This is a genomic window from Acidiphilium sp. PA (assembly GCF_026191915.1).
Taxonomy (GTDB): domain Bacteria; phylum Pseudomonadota; class Alphaproteobacteria; order Acetobacterales; family Acetobacteraceae; genus Acidiphilium.
Genome location: NZ_JAIMBY010000001.1, coordinates 705,990 through 727,506 on the forward strand (window position 1 = coordinate 705,990; position 21,517 = coordinate 727,506).

The following is a 21,517-nucleotide window of genomic DNA, read 5'->3' on the forward strand; positions in this document are numbered from 1 at the left end:
CGTCCCGTTATCCTTATAGATGCAGGCGCCCCGTTTCAAACCCCATAACCATCTGCCGATCGGGCGAGACGAACAGGAGTATCGACTGGTGTTCTGGCTGCCCCCCCTCCTGGTTGCGCCCTTCGCCGGCAGCGTCGCGGGTGTCATGGTCCGGCGCCTGCCGCACCGCCGCCCGGTCGGCCTTGCCCGCTCGGCGTGCGACCATTGCAACCAGCCGCTCGCGCCGCACGACCTTATCCCGCTTGTCAGCATCGTGCTGCTGCGCGGCCGCTGCCGCATCTGCAACGCGCCGATCGCACGGTTCCATCTCGCAATTGAGCTGGCCGCCGTCGCGATCGCGCTATGGGCGATCAGCGCGACACGCACCCCCTCCGCACTCTGGACCGCCTGCGGCCTGGGCTGGACGCTGCTGGCCCTGGCCTGGATCGACGCCGAACACCTCATCCTGCCTGATGCCCTCACCCTGCCGCTGATCATCGCCGGCCTCGCTGTCACCTGGTGGCTCAACCCGGCCGCGCTCGCGTCCCACGCGCTCGGCGCCATCGCGGGCTACCTCGGTTTCCGCGCGATCGCCCTGACCTATCGTGCACTCAGGGGCCGCGAAGGTCTGGGCGCCGGCGATGCCAAGCTGCTTGCGGCCGCTGGCGCCTGGGTCGGCATCGCCGCCCTGCCCGATCTGATCCTGGCCGCCGGCTTGCTCGGCCTCGCCGTCGCGATCGCGGCCCGCAGCCCGGCCGCGCGCTCCATCACCGTTTGGCCACCCGGTGCGGCCATCCCGTTCGGTCCCGCGCTGGCGCTGGCTACCTTCATCGTGCGCCTCTACCGCTAGCCGGAGCCCGCCGTTTGAGTTTTCGACGCCGCATGCTCTATCATCCAAAAAATTGAACCAGGACCCGATGCCCCTCATTTCCTACGCCCAGAACTTCGAAGATGTCATGCTCTGGCGCGCGCTTGGCCAGATCCAACACGGTGTCTACATCGATGTCGGCGCCGCCGATCCTGTTGAAATGAGCGTCACCAAGGCGTTCTACGATGCCGGCTGGCGTGGCGTGAACATCGAGCCGAGTCGGCACTATTTCGCCCGCCTGTGCGAGGCGCGGCCCGAGGACGTCAATCTCGAGGTAGCCCTGGCGGATGCACCCGGCAGCCGGATATTTCACGAAGTCGCCGACACCGGGCTTTCCACCCTGCACGCCGAGATCGCCGCCAACCATCGGCGCGACGGCTTTCGCGTCAACGCCCGTCCGGTCCGCCTGATGACCCTGGCCGAAATATGCGAAACCTATGCGGGCACCGACATCCATTTCCTGAAAATCGATGTCGAGGGCGCCGAAGCCGAGGTCCTCGCCGGCGCCGATTTCAAACGCTTCCGCCCCTGGATCATGCTGCTCGAAGCCACCGAACCGCTCACCACCATCGAGAACGCCGCATGGGAGCCGGCGGTACTGGACGCCGGCTACGTATTCGTCTGGTTCGACGGGCTCAACCGCTTCTATGTCGCGCAGGAACGCCACGCCGAACTCGCACCGCACTTTCGCGTGCCGCCGAACAATTTCGACCTGTTCAAAATCTATGATCCCGCCACCGCGGACGCTGCACGCCTGCTCGCGGAGCATGCCAACGAAATCACGATGCTCGAACGCGAGATGCTCCATCTGCGCACGATGCAATCGAGCGCCGAGGCCCGCAGTGCCGATCTCCAGGCACAGCTTGCCGCAGTGCAGCACACGCTCGCCGAGACCCAGCAGGGCATAAAATTACGCGAAGACTGGGTGCAGCTATTGGAGCGCCACCTCAAAATGATGGAACAACAGGAGGCCGACCTGCGCGCCCAGATCGCGCAATTGATCCCCTACAAGGACAAGCTCGAGCATCTTGCCCTGGCGCTGCATTGGGACGACGGACCGCGGGCCCTGAAACCCGTCCTGCCGCTCGCCCGCATGCTGCGCCGCCTCACGAGCCGCGCGTCGGCCACCGGGTCCCACCGCTGATGCTGCCGGCTCCGCTGCGCCGCGCAGTCCACCAGTTCCACCCCGGTGTCGCCTTCGGCGATGCCATCACCAACTCGATGCTGTTGACCCGCGATATCCTGCGCGTGCTCGGCTACCGCAGCGATATCTTTATCGAACACCCCGATGACCGGCTCGAAGAGCAGTTCTTCCGCCTCGAAGACCTGCCGGTGCATGACGATTATATCCTTATCGTCCTGCATTCGCTCGGCCATGAGCGGGCCGAGCACCTGGCCGCGCTGCCCGCACCGAAAATCCTGATGTATCACAACATCACCCCGGCCAGCCTCCTGACCGGCATACCCGGTCTTGCCCGCTTTGCCGATCTGGGGCGCGCACAGCTCGACTTCTGGCGCGACCGCACGGTCGCGGCCCTCGCCGTCAGCCCGTTCAACGCGATCGAACTGCGCCGCCACGGCTACCGGGCGGTCACGGTCTGCCCCCTTCTGTTCGATGTCGATGCGCTGCGCGCCAGCGCCGCGGTTCCATTTCAGCGCGAGCCGGATCAGCCGTTCACGGTCCTGTTCGTCGGCCGCATCGTCGAGAGTAAGGCCCAGATAGACCTTGTCGAGGCATTCGCCGCCTTCCGCGCGCAATTCGCGCGCCCCTGCCGCCTGGTCTTGGTGGGCCGCGCGGAAGGCGGCAGCGACGGATACGTCGCCGCGTTGTATCGCCGCATCGGCGAACTCGGCCTGCGCGGCGTCGTGACCGTCACCGGTCAGGTGTCCGAGTCAGAGCTTAGCGACTGGTACCACCGGGCTGATCTCTACGTCTCGCTCAGCCGCCACGAAGGCTTCGGCGTACCGCTGATCGAGGCGATGGCCCACGGCATTCCGGTCATCGCCCACGGCACCGGCGCCGTGCCCTATACCATGGGCGGCACCGGCGTCCTGCTTGCCACCACCGATCCCGCTGCCGCCGGCGCCGCCATGCTGGACCTGTCCACCAGCGCCCGCCGCAAGGCGATCATCGCCGCACAATTCGGCAACCTCGACCGCTTCCGCCTGTCGCGCCACGTCCCGGACCTGCTCGCCGCCCTGCTGCGCGCCGGTGCGATGCCGCCGCGCAGCACGACCGCCGCCGCCCCGCTGACCGCCAATCTTGCCATCACCATCGCCGGCCACGTCAACGGTACCTACAGTCTCGCCGCCGTCAATCGCACGCTCGCCCTCGCCCTCGACGAGGCCCTGCCCGGCCGGGTCAGGTTGCAACCGGTCGAACAGCAACCGACCGACCGGATTGACGATGTTCCCGCGGCAGACCACGCCGCCTTGAACGCCCTGGTCAGCGCCAATCCGCCACCCACGGCACCCATGGTGGTGATCAGCCAGCACTATCCGCTCTACCTGCCCGATCAGGCGGCCGATCTCGCCATCGCGTTCTTCTTCTGGGAAGAATCCGTCATCCCGCTGGCCATGGTCGACCAGCTCAACCGCTCGTTTCGCGCGGTACTCGCCCCCTCGCAGTTCGTGGCCCAGGCCCTTGTCAACTCCGGCGTCGCGATTCCGGTGCGCGTGGTAGGCTACGCGCCGCCGCTCGACCATTTCGCCGCCCTGGCAGCCGCGCGCACCGTATCACCCGTCGTTGCGGGCGTTTTCACCATTCTCCACGTCTCATCCACCTTCCCCCGCAAAGGGGTCGATCTGCTGCTTGCCGCCTTTGCCGAAGCCTTCCCCACCGCCGCCGCCGGCACCCCGGCTCAACCGCTCCGGCCGCGGCTGGTCATCAAGACCTTCCCGAACCCGCATAACGACACCGCCGGCCAGATCGCGCGCCTGCAAGCCAACCACCCGGATCTGCCTGAAATCGTCCTCATCGATCGCGACATCCCCGCAGCCGATCTACTCGACCTCTACCGCACGGCCGATGTTATGGTGCTGCCGACGCGCGGCGAAGGCTTCAACCTGCCTGCTGCCGAGGCGATGGCCGCCGGCTTGCCCCTGATTGTCACCGGTGGCGGCGGTCACGCCGATTTCACCACGGAGGACGACGCCATCCTCCTCCCGGCACGGCGCGAACCCTCGGCCAGTCACCTTGCAGCGGCCCAATCCCTCTGGCTCGCGCCGGACCCGCAGGCGCTGGTCCGCGCCCTGCGAGAAGTCTTCGCCGATGCCGCTATCGCCGGCACGGCCACCGCCGCCCGCGCGCACCGCGCCCATACCGCCATCATGCAACGCCTCGATCGCAGCGCCTGGACCCGCCGCGTCATCGACACCACGATCGATCTCCTGCTCACCCCGCCGCCGCCGCCGCGCCGCTTCGCGGTCATCAGCTCATGGGATGTCCGCTGCGGCGTTGCGGAATACACCCGCCATCTGGTCACCGCCCTCGCCGCCCACATCGCCCCGCATGACCAGCTGACGATCCTGACCGATCATCGCACCCATGAACGCACCGAACGGATCGGCGATCACCGCGTGCCGGTCGCCCCCGCCTGGACGCAAGGCGGCCTGACCACCATCGCGGAGCTTGCCGCCGCCGTCAGCCGCGCCGGCCCGGACGTGCTGATGATCCAGCATCAACCCGGCCTGATCCACTGGCTCGGTCTTGCGCAACTGCTGCACGATGCCCGCCTTGCCGGTCGCATCGTCGCCGTGACGCTCCACACCACCGCCCATCTGCTCGAATGCCCCGTCTCCGATCAGGTGATCGTGCTCGACGCTCTGCAGAGCGCCACCCGCATCATCGTGCACACAATGAACGACGTCGATTTCCTCGCAACCCGCGGCCTGTCCGACACTGTGGTCCTCATTGCACACGGCGCCCCTGCGCCGTTCAATCCAATATCCGCCCCTGCGCCGTTCAATCCAATATCCGCCCCTGCGCCGTTCAATCCAATATCCGCCCCTGCGCCGTTCAATCCAATATCCGCCCCTGCGCCGTTCAATCCAATGTCCGCCCCTGCGCCGTTGAATCCCGCCCACGACACACCGACCATCGGCTGCTACGGTTTTCTGCTGCCCTCGAAGGGCATCGGTGCCCTCATAGCGGCCCTGCCCATCATCCGCGCCACGTGGCCGCACGCCAGACTCCGCCTCGTCAACGCGCTCTTCCCGGCCGAGGAATCCCGCGCCGAACTTACCGCGTGCACCACCCTTGCCGCCGAACTCGGCGTTACCGACGCGATCGAGTGGACGACCGACTACCTCACGCATGAGGAATCGATGCTGCGGCTCGCGGGCTGCGACCTGCTCGTGCTGCCCTACCGCCACACGCCGGAAGCCTCGAGTGCTGCCCTGCGCAACTGTCTCGCCAGCCTCACGCCCACAATCGTAACGCCGTTCCCCATCTTCGAGGAAGCCGGCAACGCCGTCGCCCGCACCGCCGATGAATCTCCCGCCGCCATCGCCGCCGCCGTTATCGCCCACCTCGCCGATCTGCCGGCGCGCACCGCCCTCCGCACAGCCGCCCAGGCGTGGCTGGGCGATCGTACCTGGAATGCCGTCGCCCGGCGGACCCACGGCATGCTCGCCGGCCTCGCCGCCGCGGCCGATCCGCTGCCCGCCGCCCCAGACCCGATCCCCGCAGCCGCGCCCGACCAGCCAGCCCGGCACGCCGCGTCGGTGCCGCGCCCGCGGCCCGAACGCGCACGCGAGCCGTGGCAGGAACCCTATCTGCCGCTCGCCACCAAAGCCGACATCATGGCGTGCTTTCGCCTCCTGCTCGGCCGCTCACCCAATATCGAGGAATGGCGCGGCCATGCCGCACATATCGGCGGCAACCTCCAGGGCGTCGTCGCCAGCTATGTCAACAGCCTCGAATTCGCCCGACGCGGCCTGATGAACCAGGACGTCTCGTCCGACATCGTCATCACCGACCTGCCCGATTTCCGGATCGTCTCGGACGTCACCGATGATGCGATCGGCAAAATCGTCCGCGAATCGGTCTATGAACCCGACGTCAGCGCCATCTTCCGTCGCACGTTGCGGCAAGGCATGGGTGTGCTCGATATCGGCGCCAATATCGGCTATTTCTCCATGCTCTCCGCCGCCATCGTCGGTCCCTCCGGCCAGGTCTTCGCGGTCGAACCCAACCAGCAGAACGCCCGCCTGCTCGAAGCCAGCCGACGGCTGAACGATTTCGGGCAGATCACCCTGATCCACGCCGCCGCGGGCGCGAAAACGGGCATCCTCTCACTACACACCTCTCACTCCACCGGCACCACCTCCGGCGTGCCAGACGAGATCGGCGCCCTACTCACCGCGCGCATTGTGCCCTGCCTCGCCCTCGACAGCATCATCCCCGCCGACCGCCGGATCGACCTGATCAAGATCGACGTCGACGGCGCCGAATACCCCGCCATGCAAGGCTGCGAGCAAATCATCCGCCGCCACCGCCCCGCCATCATCAGCGAATTCGCCCCCGACCTCATCCCTGGCATCTCCGGCGTTTCCGGCGAAGACTACCTGCGCTGGTTCGCACGCCAGGACTACGAAGTCGCCGTCATCCAGCCGGACGGATCATTGAGCGCCGCAGGTCAGGACTGGTCCCGCATCATGGAGGCATATCACCGCTCGGGCATCGACCACATCGACATCTTCGCAACCCCGCTTGCCGGTCGCTGATGCCACGCCTCATACGCACCGCCCCCGCCCGGCCATGATCGTGTTCCTCGCCGGCATGCAACGCAGCGGCTCCACCTTCGCATTCAACATCGCCCGCGAGGTTCTCGCAAAACGCGGCACCCTCCACCAGCAGGCCGCGTTCGACATCCCGGCCGAACTCGCCGCCGCAGGACCCTGCGATCACCTGTTGCTGAAGTCGCACGACATGGACGAGCTCGGCATCAACCTCGCCCGCACCGGTGCCATCCGCGTCATCTGCACCATCCGCCGCCCGGAAGACGCCGTGGCCTCCTTCATGGAAACCTTCGGCTTCCCCGAAGCCGAGTCGATCATCCTGATCAAGGCATGGCTTGCCCTGTATGAAAAGATCCGCAACGTCGCCCTGACGATCGATTACGAATTCCTCGACCGTCACCCGATCCGGGCCGCCCGCACCATCGGCCGCTTCCTCGCCCCCGATGTCGGCTGGCTTGAGGCCCGGGCCATAGCCCGGCGCCACGCCAAGCAGACTGTCAAAGCCATGGCGGACCGCCTCGACCGCAGCGATCCCGGCGTGCAGGACCTCGGCTACAGTTATTACGACCAGACCACCTTCTTCCACCGCAAACACGTCTCCTCCCTCTCGTCCACCGCCGCGGAACAACGCCTCTCGCCGGCCCAGGCCGCCCGGATCAGACAAGCCTTCGCCGCCGATCAACCTCCGCGCTGAACCGGTTTGCGAACGGCCGGGCGCGCCGTCGATCGCGCAAAAAAAACCGGCACCCCGAAGGATGCCGGCTTCTTTACTCCACCGAACCAGGCCGTTACTCCGCGGCAACCTCGCGGCGTGACGGCAGCGCCGTGCGTGTCTGCGCCAGCGTCGTCTTGTCCCGCCCCGCGGCAATCGCGCGCAACCGGCTCATCACGCTGCCGGTACCCGCCGGGATCAACCGCCCCACGATCACGTTCTCCTTCAAGCCGAGCAGTTGATCGGTCTTGCCCGCGGTCGCCGCTTCGGTCAGCACCCGCGTGGTCTCCTGGAACGAGGCCGCCGAGATGAAGCTGAGCGTCTGCAGGCTCGCCTTGGTAATCCCCTGCAACACCGGCAACCCGCTCGCCGGCCGTTCGTCCAGCTTCACCCGCCGCTCGTTCTCGGTCTCGAACTCGATCCGGTCGACCAGCTCGCCGATCAGATACGTGGTATCCCCCGGCTCGGTGATCTCGATCTTCTGCAGCATCTGACGCACCACGACTTCGATATGCTTGTCGTTGATCTTCACACCCTGCAGTCGATAGACATCCTGGATTTCGTTGACCAGATAATCCGACAGCGCCTCAACCCCGAGCACCCGCAGAATATCATGCGGCACCCGCGGACCATCGACCAGCGGATCACCCCGGTGCACGTAATCACCCTCCTGCACCGACATATGCTTGCCCTTCGGCAACAAATATTCGGTCTCCTCGCCGGTCTCGTCGTTCTTGACCAGGATGCGGCGCTTCGCCTTGTAATCCTTGCCGATCTCGACCCGACCGTCGATCTCCGCGATGATCGCGTGATCCTTCGGCCGCCGCGCCTCGAACAATTCCGCCACACGCGGCAGACCGCCGGTGATGTCGCGGGTTTTCGAACCTTCGCGCGGCATCCTTGCCAGCACGTCACCGGCCTGCACCACCGCGCCGTTCTCGACCGACAGGATCGAATCCGGCGGCAGGAACGAGCGCGCCTCCGCACCGTTGGCCAGGCGCACGATCTCGCCTTTCTCGTCCTTCAGCAGCAGGCGCGGCCGCAGATCCGCCCCCTTGGCCGATTGCTTGTAATCGACCACCACTTTCGAGGTCAGCCCGGTCACGTCATCGACCCGTTCGACCAGCGTCACACCTTCGAGCAGATCGGCGAATTCGACCACGCCGCCCCGCTCGGTGATGATCGGCAGCGTGTAGGGGTCCCACTCGGCCAGTTTCTCGCCGCGCGTCACGGTCTTGCCTTCCTCGGTCAGCAGCCGCGCGCCGTAGGGTACGCGGAACTTCGCCCGCTCCCGCCCGGCCGCATCGGTAATCGCGAGCTCGCAGTTGCGGCTCATCACCACCGGGACGCCGGCCGAATTCGCCACCACGTTGCGGTTCTTCACCGTCACCGTCCCGTCATGGCTCGCCTCGACGTTCGACTGCTCGGCCCCCCGCTGTGCCGCGCCGCCGATATGGAAGGTGCGCATCGTCAGCTGTGTGCCCGGCTCACCGATCGACTGCGCCGCGATCACACCCACCGCCTCGCCGGCATTCACCGGCGTGCCGCGTGCCAGATCACGCCCGTAGCACATCGCGCAGACGCCCACTTTCGACTCGCAGGTCAGCACCGAACGGATCTTCACCTGCTCGACGCCGGTCTTGTCGATCCGGTCCGCCTCGATCTCCTCGATCAGCGTATTCGCCGCGATGATCAACGAACCATCGGTCGGATCGAACACGTCCTCGGCCGTGGTCCGCCCCAGGGTCCGCTCGGCGAGGCTCGAAATCACCTCACCGCCATCCATCACGGCCCGCACGGTCAGCCCGCGCTCGGTGCCGCAATCATGCGCGATGATGATGCAATCCTGCGCCACATCGACCAGTCGCCGCGTCAGATAACCCGAGTTCGCCGTCTTCAGCGCGGTATCCGCCAACCCTTTGCGCGCGCCGTGCGTCGAGTTGAAATACTCGGCGACCGTCAGGCCCTCCTTGAAGTTGGACAGGATCGGCTGCTCGATGATCTCGCCCGAAGGCTTGGCCATCAACCCGCGCATACCCGCCAGCTGACGCATCTGGGTCGGCGACCCGCGCGCGCCGGAATGGCTCATCATCCACACCGAATTGGTCTGCTTGCCCGGCTCCTGCTTCGAAATCTCGCGCATCATCGCGGCCGCGACCGTGTCGTTGCAACGCGACCAGGCGTCGATCACCTTGTTGTAGCGCTCCCCCGCCGTGATCAGACCGTCATGATACTGCGCCTCGAACTCCTTGACCTCGGCCTGCGTCTTCTCGAGCAGGGCCTGCTTTTCGGCGGGGATCACCATGTCGTCCTTGCCGAACGAAATACCCGCCTTGGCCGCATGACTGAACCCGAGCGCCATCAGCCGGTCACAGAAAATCACCGCCTCTTTCTGGCCGGTGTGGCGATACACCGCATCGATCACGTCCGAGACCGTCTTTTTGGTCAACTGGCGATTGACCAGCGCATACGGCACCTCATGATGCTTCGGCAACAAATTACCGATCATGGTGCGTCCCGCCGTGGTCGCGACGAGCTGGTACGAAACCGTGCCATCCGCCGCGGTCACCGCCACGCGCGCGCGGATGCGGTCGTGCAGCTTGATCCGCTTGGCGTTGAGCGCGTGCTCGATCTCGCCGGCATTGCCGAACGCCGGCGCATCCTGGTCGGCCACCCCGGTAAACGCCGGCGTCTCCAGCGACAGATAATAAAGCCCCAGCACAATGTCCTGGCTCGGCACGATGATCGGCTTGCCGTTCGCCGGGTTCAGAATGTTGTTCGTGCTCATCATCAGCACGCGCGCTTCCAACTGCGCCTCGATCGACAGCGGCACATGCACCGCCATCTGATCGCCGTCGAAATCGGCATTGAACGCGGTGCAGACCAGCGGATGCAGCTGGATCGCCTTGCCTTCGATCAGGATCGGCTCGAACGCCTGAATACCCAGGCGATGCAGCGTCGGCGCGCGGTTCAGCATCACCGGATGCTCGCGGATCACCTCTTCAAGAATGTCCCACACCTCGGGACGCTCCTTCTCGACCATCCGCTTCGCCGCCTTGATGGTGGTGGCCAGCCCGTATTTCTCGAGCTTGGCGTAGATGAACGGCTTGAACAATTCGAGCGCCATCTTCTTCGGCAGGCCGCACTGGTGCAACTTGAGTTCCGGCCCGACCACGATGACCGAACGGCCCGAGTAATCGACGCGCTTGCCCAGCAGGTTCTGGCGGAACCGCCCCTGCTTGCCCTTCAGCATGTCCGACAGCGACTTCAACGGCCGCTTGTTGGTCCCGGTAATCGCCCGGCCGCGCCGCCCGTTGTCGAACAGCGCATCCACGCTCTCCTGCAGCATGCGCTTCTCGTTGCGGACGATGATATCCGGCGCCCGCAATTCGATCAGCCGCTTCAAACGATTGTTGCGGTTGATCACCCGGCGATACAGATCGTTCAAATCAGAGGTCGCAAAACGCCCGCCGTCCAACGGCACCAAAGGCCGCAGTTCCGGCGGAATCACCGGCACCACGTCCAAAATCATCCACTCCGGCCGCGTGCCGGATTCAATGAACGCCTCGACCAGCTTCAACCGCTTGACCAGCTTCTTGCGCTTCGCCTCGGACGTCGCTTCCTTCAGATCCGCCCGCATGGTGACCTGCTCGGCCTCCAGATCGATCTGTGCGAGGATCGACTTGATCGCCTCGGCGCCGATGCCGGCCTTGAACCCGTCATCACCGAACTCGTCCTGCTTGGCGTACAGATCATCTTCCGACAGCAGCTGATAGCGCTTCAGATCCGTGGTGTACGGATCGAGCACGATATAGCTCTCGAAATACAGAACCTTCTCCAGATCCTTCAGGGTCATCTCGACCATGGTGGCGATCCGGCTCGGCAGCGACTTCAAAAACCAGATATGCGCCACCGGCGAAGCAAGCTCGATATGCCCCATCCGCTCGCGCCGCACCTTGGCCAGCGTCACCTCGACGCCGCATTTCTCGCAGATGATGCCGCGGAACTTCATCCGCTTGTACTTGCCGCACAGGCACTCGTAATCCTTGATCGGCCCGAAGATGCGGGCACAGAACAACCCGTCCCGCTCCGGCTTGAACGTGCGGTAATTGATGGTTTCGGGCTTCTTGATCTCACCGAACGACCACGAGCGGATCTGCTCGGGCGAGGCGATCTGAATACGGATCTGGTCGAAAGTCGCGGCCTGGCCGGTCTGGCCCAGAATCTTCATCAAGTCGTTCATGCAACAATCCCTTTCATCGACGCGGCGTGGCAACGCCACCCCGCGCCATGATCAAACCGCCAAAACTCACTCAGCCGAAAGCGTCAGATCAACGTTGAGACCAAGCGATTTCAATTCCTTGGTCAGCACGTTGAAGCTTTCCGGCACACCGGCCTCGAAATTATCCTGCTCGCGCACGATGGCCTCATAGACCTTGGTGCGGCCCGAAACGTCGTCCGATTTCACGGTCAGCATTTCCTGCAGCGTATAGGCCGCGCCATAGGCCTCGAGCGCCCACACTTCCATCTCGCCGAACCGCTGCCCGCCGAACTGCGCCTTGCCACCCAGCGGCTGCTGGGTCACCAGCGAATACGGCCCGATCGAACGCGCGTGGATCTTGTCATCCACCATGTGCCCGAGCTTGAGCATATACATATAGCCCACGGTCACCTTGCGCTCGAACGTCTCACCGGTCCGCCCATCCGCCAGGGTCATCTGGCCCGAGATATCGACCCCGGCCTTCGCCAGCATCTCCTCGATGTCGGTGATGCGCGCGCCATCGAACACCGGGGTCGCGATCGGCACGCCCTTGCGGATATTGCCACACAATTCGGCTATCTCGGCATCGTCCATGATCTCGATCTGCTTGGTGTAGATCTCCTCACCATACACATCCTTGAGCATGGCATGCAGGCGCTCACGCTCCTGCCCGGTGCGCCGGTAGTTATCGACCAACTCACCGATCTGCCGACCGAGATTGGCGCACGCCCACCCCAGATGCGTCTCGAGAATCTGCCCGACATTCATGCGCGAGGGCACGCCCAACGGGTTGAGCACGATGTCGACCGCGGTGCCGTCCTCCAGGAACGGCATGTCCTCGATCGGCACGACCTTCGAGACCACACCCTTGTTGCCATGGCGGCCGGCCATCTTGTCGCCCGGCTGCAGCTTGCGCTTCACCGCGATGAAGACCTTGACCATCTTCATCACACCCGGCGGCATCTCGTCGCCGCGCTGCAGCTTCTCGACCTTGCTTTCGAACCGCGCCTGCAATTTATGCACCGCCGCATCGAATTCGCGCTTCAGAGTCTCGATCTCGGCCATCACATGATCGTCCTGCACGGTCAGATTCCGCCAGGCATTGCGCGGCACTTCCGCGAGCAGTTCGGCATTGATCTCGCTGCCCGACCGCACGCCCTTGTAGCCCGACCCCGCAACCTGCCCCAGCAGCTTCTCGCGCAACCGATTCAGGAACGCGCGCTCCTGAATCGCCCGCTCGTCATCCCGATCCTTGGCAAGCCGCTCGATCTCCGACCGTTCGATCGCCAGAGCGCGCTCGTCCTTATCGACACCACGCCGGTTGAACACCCGCACATCCACAATCGTGCCCGAAACCCCCGGCGGCAGCTTGAGCGAGGTATCGCGTACGTCGGACGCCTTCTCACCAAAAATCGCCCGCAGCAGCTTCTCTTCCGGCGTCATCGGGCTTTCGCCTTTCGGCGTCACCTTGCCCACCAGAATATCGCCAGGGTTCACTTCGGCGCCGATATAGACAATCCCGGCCTCGTCCAGATTCCGCAACGCCTCCTCGCCGACATTCGGAATATCACGCGTGATTTCCTCCTGCCCCAGCTTGGTGTCGCGCGCCATCACCTCGAATTCCTCGATATGGATCGAAGTGAACATGTCCTCGCGCGCGATCCGCTCCGAAATCAGGATCGAATCCTCGAAATTATACCCGTTCCACGGCATGAACGCGCACAGAATGTTCCGCCCCAGCGCCAATTCGCCCAACTCGGTCGACGGCCCATCGGCAATGATGTCGCCCGCGCCCACCCGGTCGCCCACGCGCACCAGCGGCCGCTGGTTGATACAGGTCGACTGGTTCGACCGCATGAACTTGCGCAGCCGATAGATATCAACCCCCATCGTCGTGCCGTCATCATTGGTCGCCCGCACAACAATCCGCGCGCCGTCGATCTGGTCGATGATCCCGGCCCGCCGCGCCACGATAGTCGCTCCCGAATCCTGCGCCACCGCCGCTTCCATCCCGGTGCCGACCAGCGGCGCGTCCGAACGGATCAACGGCACCGCCTGACGCTGCATGTTCGAGCCCATCAGCGCGCGGTTGGCGTCATCGTTCTCCAGGAACGGAATCAACGCCGCAGCAACCGAAACCAGCTGGCGCGGCGACACGTCGATCGCGGTCACTTCCTCCGGCCGCACCAGCCGGAAATCGCCGTTCCGCCGCACCGAAACCAGATCCTCGGTCAGCGTGCCGTCTTCCAGCTTCGGCGCATCCGCCTGCGCAACCGTCAGCCGCTCCTCTTCCATCGCCGACAAATACTTATAGTCATCGGAAACTTTACCGTTGGTGACCATCCGGTACGGCGTCTCGATAAATCCGTACTTGTTCACCTTGGCAAACGTCGCCAGCGAGTTGATCAGCCCGATGTTCGGCCCTTCCGGCGTCTCGATCGGGCAAATCCGGCCATAATGCGTCGGATGCACGTCGCGCACCTCGAACCCGGCCCGCTCACGCGTCAACCCGCCCGGCCCCAACGCGGACAGGCGCCGCTTATGCGTCACTTCCGACAGCGGATTGGTCTGATCCATGAACTGGCTGAGCTGCGAGCTGCCGAAAAACTCCCGCACCGCCGCCGCCGCCGGCTTCGCATTGATCAGATCATGCGGCATCACCCCGTCGATATCGACCGAGCCCATCCGCTCCCTGATCGCGCGCTCCATCCGCAGCAGCCCGACCCGATACTGGTTCTCCATCAGCTCACCAACCGACCGCACCCGCCGGTTGCCGAGATTATCGATATCGTCGATCTGCCCGCGCCCGTCCTTCAGATCGCACATGATCTGGATCGTGCGCAGAATATCCTCCTTGCGCAGCACCCGCATCTGGTCGTCGCACTCGATCCCCAGACGCATGTTCATCTTCACCCGCCCCACGGCGGACAGATCATAGCGCTCGGAGTCAAAGAACAACCCGCGGAACAACGCCTCGGCGGTCTCGCTCGTCGGCGGCTCACCCGGCCGGATCACCCGATAGATATCGACCAGCGCATCCTCGCGGTTCGAATTCTTGTCCACCGCCAGCGTATTGCGGATCCACGGCCCCTTGGTCTGATCCACCGCCAGCGTCGGAATCACGTCCAGCCCGGCCGCCTCGAACACCGCAAGCTTCGCCTCGGCAATCTCCTCGCCGGCATCGGCGAAAATCTCACCGGTGTTCGGATCATACAGATCCTCAGCCACATACCGCCCGACCAGATCGGCCCGGCTGACCAGCACATGCTTGGTCGTCTCGCCAATCTTGCGCGCCGCCCGCGCCGTCAGCTTCTCCTCGGCCTTCGCCACCACCTTGCCCGTCTCGGCATCGACCAGATCTTCCACCAGCTTCGCGCCACGGAACAACTCCGGCTCGAACGGCCGCGCCCAGGCGCTCTCGCCATTGGCATCCTTGGTCCGCGTGAACGGCACCTGGCCATAGAACGTGCTGAGGATCTCCTCGGCATCCATCCCCTTGATCTCGCCGATCTCGAGCGTCTCACCCTTCGCCGCCCGCGCCGCCCGCAGCGCCTCGGTCGCCTTGCTCTCCAACGCATACAGCAGCGTCGTGATCGGCAGCTTGCGCTTCCGGTCGATCCGCACATACGCCAGATCCTTGGCATCGAACTCGAAATCCAGCCACGACCCGCGATACGGAATCACCCGCGCCGCGAACAGAAACTTGCCCGAAGCATGGGTCTTGCCCTTGTCGTGATCGAAAAACACGCCCGGGCTGCGATGCATCTGACTGACAATGACCCGCTCGGTCCCATTGACCACGAACGTGCCGTTATCGGTCATCAGCGGCATGTCGCCCATATAAACGGGCTGTTCCTTGATGTCGCGGATCGAGCGCGCCCCGGTATCCTCATCCAGATCCCACACGATCAACCGCAGCACCACCTTCAACGGCGCCGCATAGGTCATCCCGCGCTGAATGCACTCTTCCACATCATATTTCGGATCTTCGAGCTCGTAATAAACAAACTCCAACCGGCCCCGCCCCGCGAAATCATCGATCGGGAACACCGATTTGAACACTTCCTGCAAACCCGACACCGAACGCGAATCCGGCGAAACATTCATCTGCAGAAACGCGTCATAGCTCGCACGCTGCACATCGATCAGATTGGGCATCGGCGTGGTTTCGGGAATTCTCCCGAAGCTCTTGCGGATGCGCTTGCGATTGGTAAAGGAAATCTTGTTCATGCCACCCGAAATCGCATTCATGCCCATACCCCAATCAATAATTCACTAACGACCCATCGCCCGACCGCGATGCCGTATCGTATCAGTCCAAATCCCGCCCATCAGGCGCAACAGCAAACGGGCGGAGTGCCCGAGGGCACTCCGCCGAAGTCAGGTCGAAAACGCCGCCATGAGTTGCCTCACGCGGCGTTGCGGTAAATCATTCGATGCCGACAGATGCGCCCTGCTCTTCCAGAACCTTCTTGATCTTCTCCGCCTCGTCCTTGTTCACGCCTTCCTTCACGGTCTTCGGCGCGCCCTCGACGAGGTCCTTGGCTTCCTTCAGCCCAAGACCGGTGATCGTCCGGATTTCCTTGATCACGTTGATCTTCTTGTCCCCCGCGGCCTTCAGCACAACGGTGAATTCAGTCTGCTCCTCAACCGGAGCCGCAGCCGCACCAGGCGCCGCCGCGGCAGCAACCGCAACCGGTGCCGCAGCCGAAACGCCCCACTTCTCTTCGAGCAGCTTGGAAAGCTCCGCTGCTTCGAGAACAGTGAGGGAAGACAGTTGGTCAACTAAATTTGCCAGATCAGCCATTTCGTCAGTTCCTATAATAGTCGTTGTGATGGTTCCATGCAAGCCCGAACCGTTCGGGCTCACTCACGGCGACGCTGAAGGCGTAAAAGAAGTCTTCTTTTTGTGAACAAAAAGAAGCAAAAAAACTTTGTTAATCTAGGCCGTACCGGTGAAACCAGCGCGGACCAGAGTCAGAAAGTTTTTTGCTTCTTTTTTACAAAAAAGAAGCCTCTTCCTCCCCTCACGCCGCCTCAGCGCTCTCCTCAGCCCCATTCGCCTTGGCATACGCCCCAAAGACCCGCGCAAGCTGCCCGGCCGGCGCCTGCAGCACACCCGCAACCCGCGTCGCCGGCGCCTGGATCAGACCCAGCAGCTTGCCACGCAGTTGATCGAGCGACGGCAGCTCGGCCAGCGCGCGAACACCCGATGCATCAAGCATCTGAGTCCCCAGCGCGCCACCGACCAGCACGAACTTCTCGTTGGTCTTGGCGAACTCGACCGCAGCCTTCGCCACCGCCACCGGATCATGCGACCACGCAAGCGCGGTCGGACCCTTCAGCAACGGCATCAGCCCGTCGAACTTGGTGCCCTCCAAGGCGATATGGGCCAAACGGTTCTTCGCCACCTTATATTGTGCGCCCGCCGCCCGCATCCGCACGCGCAACGCCGTCACATCGGCAACCGTCAACCCGTCATTGCGGGTCACCACGATCATCGACGTCTCAGCGAACACGGTCGCAAGCGAGTCCACGAACTCACGCTTCTGTGCGCGATCCAATTCGGTCTCCACTCGTCAGGCATCACGCGTTTGGACCGCGCAACACCGGTTTGCCCAAAGCGGCAAGGACCATCCCAGCCGCATGTTCGCCTGTCCGTGATTGGAACCATCGGTGCCTCAACACCTCCGACACCCCATCTACGGCCTGCGGGCTACACCCATTAACGCCCCGAAAGGCGACAAACCGTCTTGGACAGGTCCGGAACCGCCAGCCGAAACCAGCAATCCCGCCATGGCCGAGCCAAAGCCCGGCATAGTCTCAACGCCCCACACGGGCGTAACAAAAACCAAGTAAAGCCTTCTTTTTGTGAACAAAAAGAAGCAAAAAAACTTTATGACTCTAGTCCGTACCGCCGAAACGCCCGTGCCCCAGAGTCAAAAAGTTTTTTGCTTCTTTTTTACAAAAAAGAAGTCTCCCTTACCCTAACCCCCTCAAGCCGAAAGCGTACTCACATCAACCCGAACTCCGGGACCCATCGTCGAAGACAGCGCGGCCTTCTGCAAATACGTCCCCTTCGCCCCGGCCGGCTTGGCCTTCTGAATCGCATCGACCAACGCCTTCGCGTTCTCGATCAGCAGCCCAGCCTCGAAACTCGCCTTGCCGATCCCCGCATGGATAATCCCGGCCTTCTCCGCCCGGAACTCCACCTGGCCCGACTTCGCCGCCGTCACCGCACCTTTGACGTCCATCGTCACCGTGCCCAGCTTCGGATTCGGCATCAGCCCGCGCGGCCCGAGAATCTTGCCCAGCCGCCCGACCAGCGCCATCATGTCCGGCGTCGCGATGCAACGATCGAACGCAATGTTGCCCGCCTGCACCTGCTCGGCCAGATCATCGGCACCCACCACATCCGCACCCGCCGCCCGCGCCTCATCCGCCTTCGGCCCGCGCGCGAACACGCCAACCCGCAGCGTCTTGCCCGTGCCGTTCGGCAATGAAATCAGCCCACGCACCATCTGATCGGCATGACGCGGATCGATGCCGAGATTCAACGACAACTCCACCGTCTCGTCGAACTTCGCACCCGCGTTGCTCTTCACCAACGCCATCGCATCCGCCAACGGATACAGCTTCGTCTTATCGACCGCCGCCGCCGCCTTCGCCAAACGCTTGTTCTTCGCCATGATCAGCCCTCCACCACCGAAAGACCCATCGACCGCGCCGACCCGATCAGCATGCGCACCGCACCATCGACATCATTGGCGTTCATATGAACCATCTTCGTCGCCGCAATCTCCCGCAACTGCGCCATGGTCACCTTGCCCACAGTCGCACCCTTGCCGGTCGTCGTGGACCCCTTGGTAATCCCCGCCGCCTTCTTCAGAAAATACGTGTTCGGCGGCGTCTTGGTGATAAAGGTAAATGTCCGGTCGCCAAACGCGGTAATCACCACCGGCACCGGCATGCCGACTTCCATACCCTGCGTCGCCGCATTGAAATCCTTGCAGAACTGCATGATATTCAACCCGCGCTGCCCCAAGGCAGGCCCAACCGGCGGCGACGGATTAGCCTTGCCCGCCGGTATCTGTAGCTTAATGTAGCCAACAATCTTCTTCGCCATAAGGCGCACTCCCATCCGCTGACGCAAAAACGCCAATAGACCGCGGTCCAACCGGCCAGAGCACCATGCCCCAGCCTCCCGCGTTCTGTGTGCGCTGCCTATATCGCCCCCAAACCGAATTGTCGAGTCGCGCAGCGCAAGACAGGCAAGCACTGCTTTTTTGGAAAAAAGCAGCAAAAAACTTTTTTATATTTTCACGATGCCGGCGAAGGCTGAGCGGCTACCGCACGAGAAAATCGCCGGCTTTATTCCCGACGATAGTCTCGATAACATATTCTTTCTTCCAGACAAGGCCGAGCTGAGTGTCTTGGTCGTCATGCCGAAGTTCTCGGCCCGAGTAAATCCCCAAAAATCGCGTTGATGGAGGTCCCGCCATCTGACTACTACCATTTGTCCGCATGAATGAGCTACTTCTCATTATAACTGGGGAACCTGACATTCCGTCTTTGGTCGTGCTGTCGACCAAAAAACTTTTTTTATTTCGGTAGTTTAAGCTGTATTCTGTCGCGATACTACCCCTCTTCCATATCGGAAGGGAACCCGCCCACGAAATTTTCATCGGAAATCCGATAATAAATACGTCCTCACCGACCTGGGGTAACATGAATTCATCATTCCGAAGGTCGTTGATGCAAACAAGATTAATTCCGTTTTGTTGCTGTTTCCGATATAATGGCCTGACATCAAGTTTCTTCACGGCCACGTCTACATCCTGACCGAAAACAGGATGCTGAAGCCAACCAGAATCTAGCGATATGTTAATTCTCTTGGAAAACATTGCCTGTTGCCCCAAAGAACGTTGAAATCGTGCGTAATGAAGTGTAATATCGAGATTATGTGGCACCCTGTAATGTTGATCTAAGGCGCTACCATCCGAGGGACGCCGGCCGGAAAATACATGCCAATTCGATACCAAATATACACAATCAAAGTATCGATAGAGAAATCCAGTTGCGGTCGAAATCTCCTGGCCGTCGGATTTCGCATATACTGGAAATGATGACAACGTATATTCGTCTATAGGCATAAGTACTACCTTGCTGCGCGCATTGTCGACGGAAATCGTAGAAAGCGTAGGATGGGCAGAGCGCTTGCGAAGCCCATCAACTTCGTGTGAACAAAGCTGCGTTGGTCCGCTGGCCAAAGCATGTTCATGCTCGTCATCGTATCAGCACATCAATCGTATGTTCGGTATCCTTGATAGCCATCATACGTATCGTCTCCCCGGCCACATCACCCAAACACCATCAACCAAACCAATAACACACGATCCGCACCATCCCACCAAATTCCCCGCAACCGCGTCCCCGGCACCACCTATGTCTTCACGATAAACCTCCACGACCGCCGGCCGACGCTCCTAACCGAACACATCGACCCCATCCGCCGCGATCTCGATGACCCCACCAAAGCGCAATCCGCCATCTTTCCGTGCCCCAGCCTCTGCCGCCGCGATGATCACAACAACACGCCACCAACGCGCTCACCCCACCCGATCGCTCACCCCGGCAAATTGTCCAGCCGATCGCAAGCGACAACCTTCACCACAGCCGCCATGAACGAACGCCCCACACTTGATCGACCAATAACGGTTGCCAATATCCGCCGCCGAAAACACAACGCCCGTCGTCCACCCCCCATCCCCCTTCACTTACATCCCGCGTAAGCCGGCCCCTTCGACTTCACGAATTCATCCTGACCAGCGTTCCAAATCAACGGCGGCGTACAATACGTGCCCAGCACCGCCGCACCCGCCACCCGCATCACAATCCGCCGCGGCCAGTCATCCCGCCAATCCTCGAACAAGACCGCCTTGGTCCCAGGCCCCTCGCCAAACAATCCTTCCTGAAGATGCCCAACAGCCCGATCATCCGGCGTTAGAATTACCGGCAACGGAACCGGGTCCGCGTTCATCAGCGCCATGCTATCCCGCCCATCCCAAGGCTTGCCGTGATAAAAATAGAGACGGTGATGTCGCGCCGCCGCATCCTGGCGCAACGCCACGATTTTCAAAACAACCCGGCCCCGCCCATCACGCACCCGGCACTCGGTCAAATACGGCCGATACGCCCCCGCATGAGCACCAAACCAAACCTCCGCTTTCGCGCTCACCCGCCCAGAAACCGCACCGCAATCGGCCAGCGCTAACTTAACCGGCGGAGACGCCACCGCCCAGCCGCTCAGAGCAAGCCATGCAACACCGAACAAAACGATCCGCGACATCATGATTTTTTCTGCCACGCCCAGAAAGTAACATGCTTAAACACCTGCACATTATCCCAAGGGTCAAACACCGTCTTGTCGCCATCGCTAACCGCACCAGGCCATGGCCCGAGCGATGTCGACATCGCCGGCGGAAACATCCCGTGCGACGGCATCAGCCTGCCATCCACTTTATATCCACCGCTCGGCCTCCAACGCCCCGGCAAAACAACAATAACATGGCCATGCCCGCCGGGTTCCGCCAAACCGCCTACCACCACCACGCCACGATCAGCCAGAGCCGAGGCCTCAGCGTAATCCCGGACTTTGCTCCACCCATTGGCCGGATTGGCAAGATATCCCATCAGTGCGTTGGCAAGCCGGTATGGTGCCGCCGGATTTACCAATTTTCGAATAACGTCATGTACAGCGCCCGAGCAGTTGCCTGGGTTGTGCAAATAAGCCTGTTGCGCAACCTCGCACAGCAACTCAACCGCAGAGGCCTTGACGGCTGTGCGCATATCGATGTCGCCTTGTTGAATGTAATCTTAAAAGATTAAGAAGCGAAGGGCGACACCGCAACCATGTCATCATTCTTCTCTTCTCCCGCCCATCGCGCCCAACGCC

At 62.6% G+C, this 21,517-nt stretch carries 13 protein-coding genes; 4 read left to right on the forward strand and 9 right to left on the reverse strand.

The genetic code is table 11. The features are described from left to right. The first annotated feature begins 19 nt into the window (after positions 1 to 19). The 4 genes from AruPA_RS03305 to AruPA_RS03320 all read left to right on the forward strand — a co-directional run bounded on the left by AruPA_RS03305 (position 20) and on the right by AruPA_RS03320 (position 7,283). The gene (locus AruPA_RS03305; RefSeq protein ID WP_265635029.1) at positions 20 to 829 is read left to right on the forward strand and encodes an A24 family peptidase; all 810 of its coding nucleotides are present in this window, start codon (positions 20 to 22) and stop codon (positions 827 to 829) included. A gap of 67 nt (positions 830 to 896) precedes the next feature. Further along, positions 897 to 1,991: an FkbM family methyltransferase gene (locus tag AruPA_RS03310; RefSeq protein ID WP_265635030.1), complete on the forward strand. Its 1,095-nt coding sequence runs from the start codon at positions 897 to 899 to the stop codon at positions 1,989 to 1,991. After that, positions 1,991 to 6,574 carry an FkbM family methyltransferase gene (locus AruPA_RS03315; protein ID WP_265635031.1) on the forward strand — a complete coding sequence of 1,528 codons (4,584 nt, stop codon included), beginning with the start codon at positions 1,991 to 1,993 and terminating at the stop codon, positions 6,572 to 6,574. The genes AruPA_RS03310 and AruPA_RS03315 overlap by 1 nt, the downstream gene beginning before the upstream one ends. Positions 6,575 to 6,608: 34 nt before the next feature. Further along, positions 6,609 to 7,283, forward strand: coding sequence for a hypothetical protein (locus AruPA_RS03320; protein WP_265635032.1), 675 nt, complete (start codon positions 6,609 to 6,611; stop codon positions 7,281 to 7,283). A 94-nt stretch (positions 7,284 to 7,377) separates the two neighbouring features. Here the strand turns inward: AruPA_RS03320 and rpoC are convergent, their stop codons facing one another. The 9 genes from rpoC to AruPA_RS03365 all read right to left on the reverse strand — a co-directional run bounded on the left by rpoC (position 7,378) and on the right by AruPA_RS03365 (position 21,411). Continuing rightward, on the reverse strand, positions 7,378 to 11,544 hold the full coding sequence (gene rpoC, locus AruPA_RS03325) for a DNA-directed RNA polymerase subunit beta' (protein WP_265635033.1): 4,167 nt from the start codon (positions 11,542 to 11,544) through the stop codon (positions 7,378 to 7,380). Positions 11,545 to 11,610: 66 nt separating this feature from the next. After that, positions 11,611 to 15,792, reverse strand: a complete 4,182-nt coding sequence (gene rpoB / locus AruPA_RS03330) for a DNA-directed RNA polymerase subunit beta (RefSeq protein WP_408858557.1) — start codon at positions 15,790 to 15,792, stop codon at positions 11,611 to 11,613. A gap of 199 nt (positions 15,793 to 15,991) precedes the next feature. Continuing rightward, a complete protein-coding gene (gene rplL, locus AruPA_RS03335) occupies positions 15,992 to 16,369 on the reverse strand; it encodes a 50S ribosomal protein L7/L12 (RefSeq protein ID WP_029312044.1) in 378 nt (125 codons plus the stop codon). Positions 16,370 to 16,589: 220 nt separating this feature from the next. Next, positions 16,590 to 17,126 (reverse strand): 50S ribosomal protein L10, encoded by a 537-nt coding sequence (gene rplJ / locus AruPA_RS03340; protein WP_265635035.1) that lies wholly within the window; start codon positions 17,124 to 17,126, stop codon positions 16,590 to 16,592. 432 nt (positions 17,127 to 17,558) lie between these two features. Then, complete coding sequence (gene rplA / locus AruPA_RS03345) at positions 17,559 to 18,251, reverse strand: 50S ribosomal protein L1 (protein ID WP_265635036.1); 693 nt, start codon at positions 18,249 to 18,251, stop codon at positions 17,559 to 17,561. A gap of 2 nt (positions 18,252 to 18,253) precedes the next feature. Then, positions 18,254 to 18,688, reverse strand: a complete 435-nt coding sequence (gene rplK, locus AruPA_RS03350) for a 50S ribosomal protein L11 (RefSeq protein WP_029312041.1) — start codon at positions 18,686 to 18,688, stop codon at positions 18,254 to 18,256. 220 nt (positions 18,689 to 18,908) lie between these two features. Next, positions 18,909 to 19,832 (reverse strand): trypsin-like peptidase domain-containing protein, encoded by a 924-nt coding sequence (locus AruPA_RS03355; RefSeq protein ID WP_265635037.1) that lies wholly within the window; start codon positions 19,830 to 19,832, stop codon positions 18,909 to 18,911. Positions 19,833 to 20,335: 503 nt separating this feature from the next. Then, positions 20,336 to 20,914: a hypothetical protein gene (locus AruPA_RS03360; RefSeq protein WP_265635038.1), complete on the reverse strand. Its 579-nt coding sequence runs from the start codon at positions 20,912 to 20,914 to the stop codon at positions 20,336 to 20,338. Beyond that, positions 20,911 to 21,411 (reverse strand): hypothetical protein, encoded by a 501-nt coding sequence (locus tag AruPA_RS03365; protein ID WP_265635039.1) that lies wholly within the window; start codon positions 21,409 to 21,411, stop codon positions 20,911 to 20,913. Before AruPA_RS03365 ends, AruPA_RS03360 begins: the two co-directional genes overlap by 4 nt. Positions 21,412 to 21,517 lie beyond the last annotated feature (106 nt).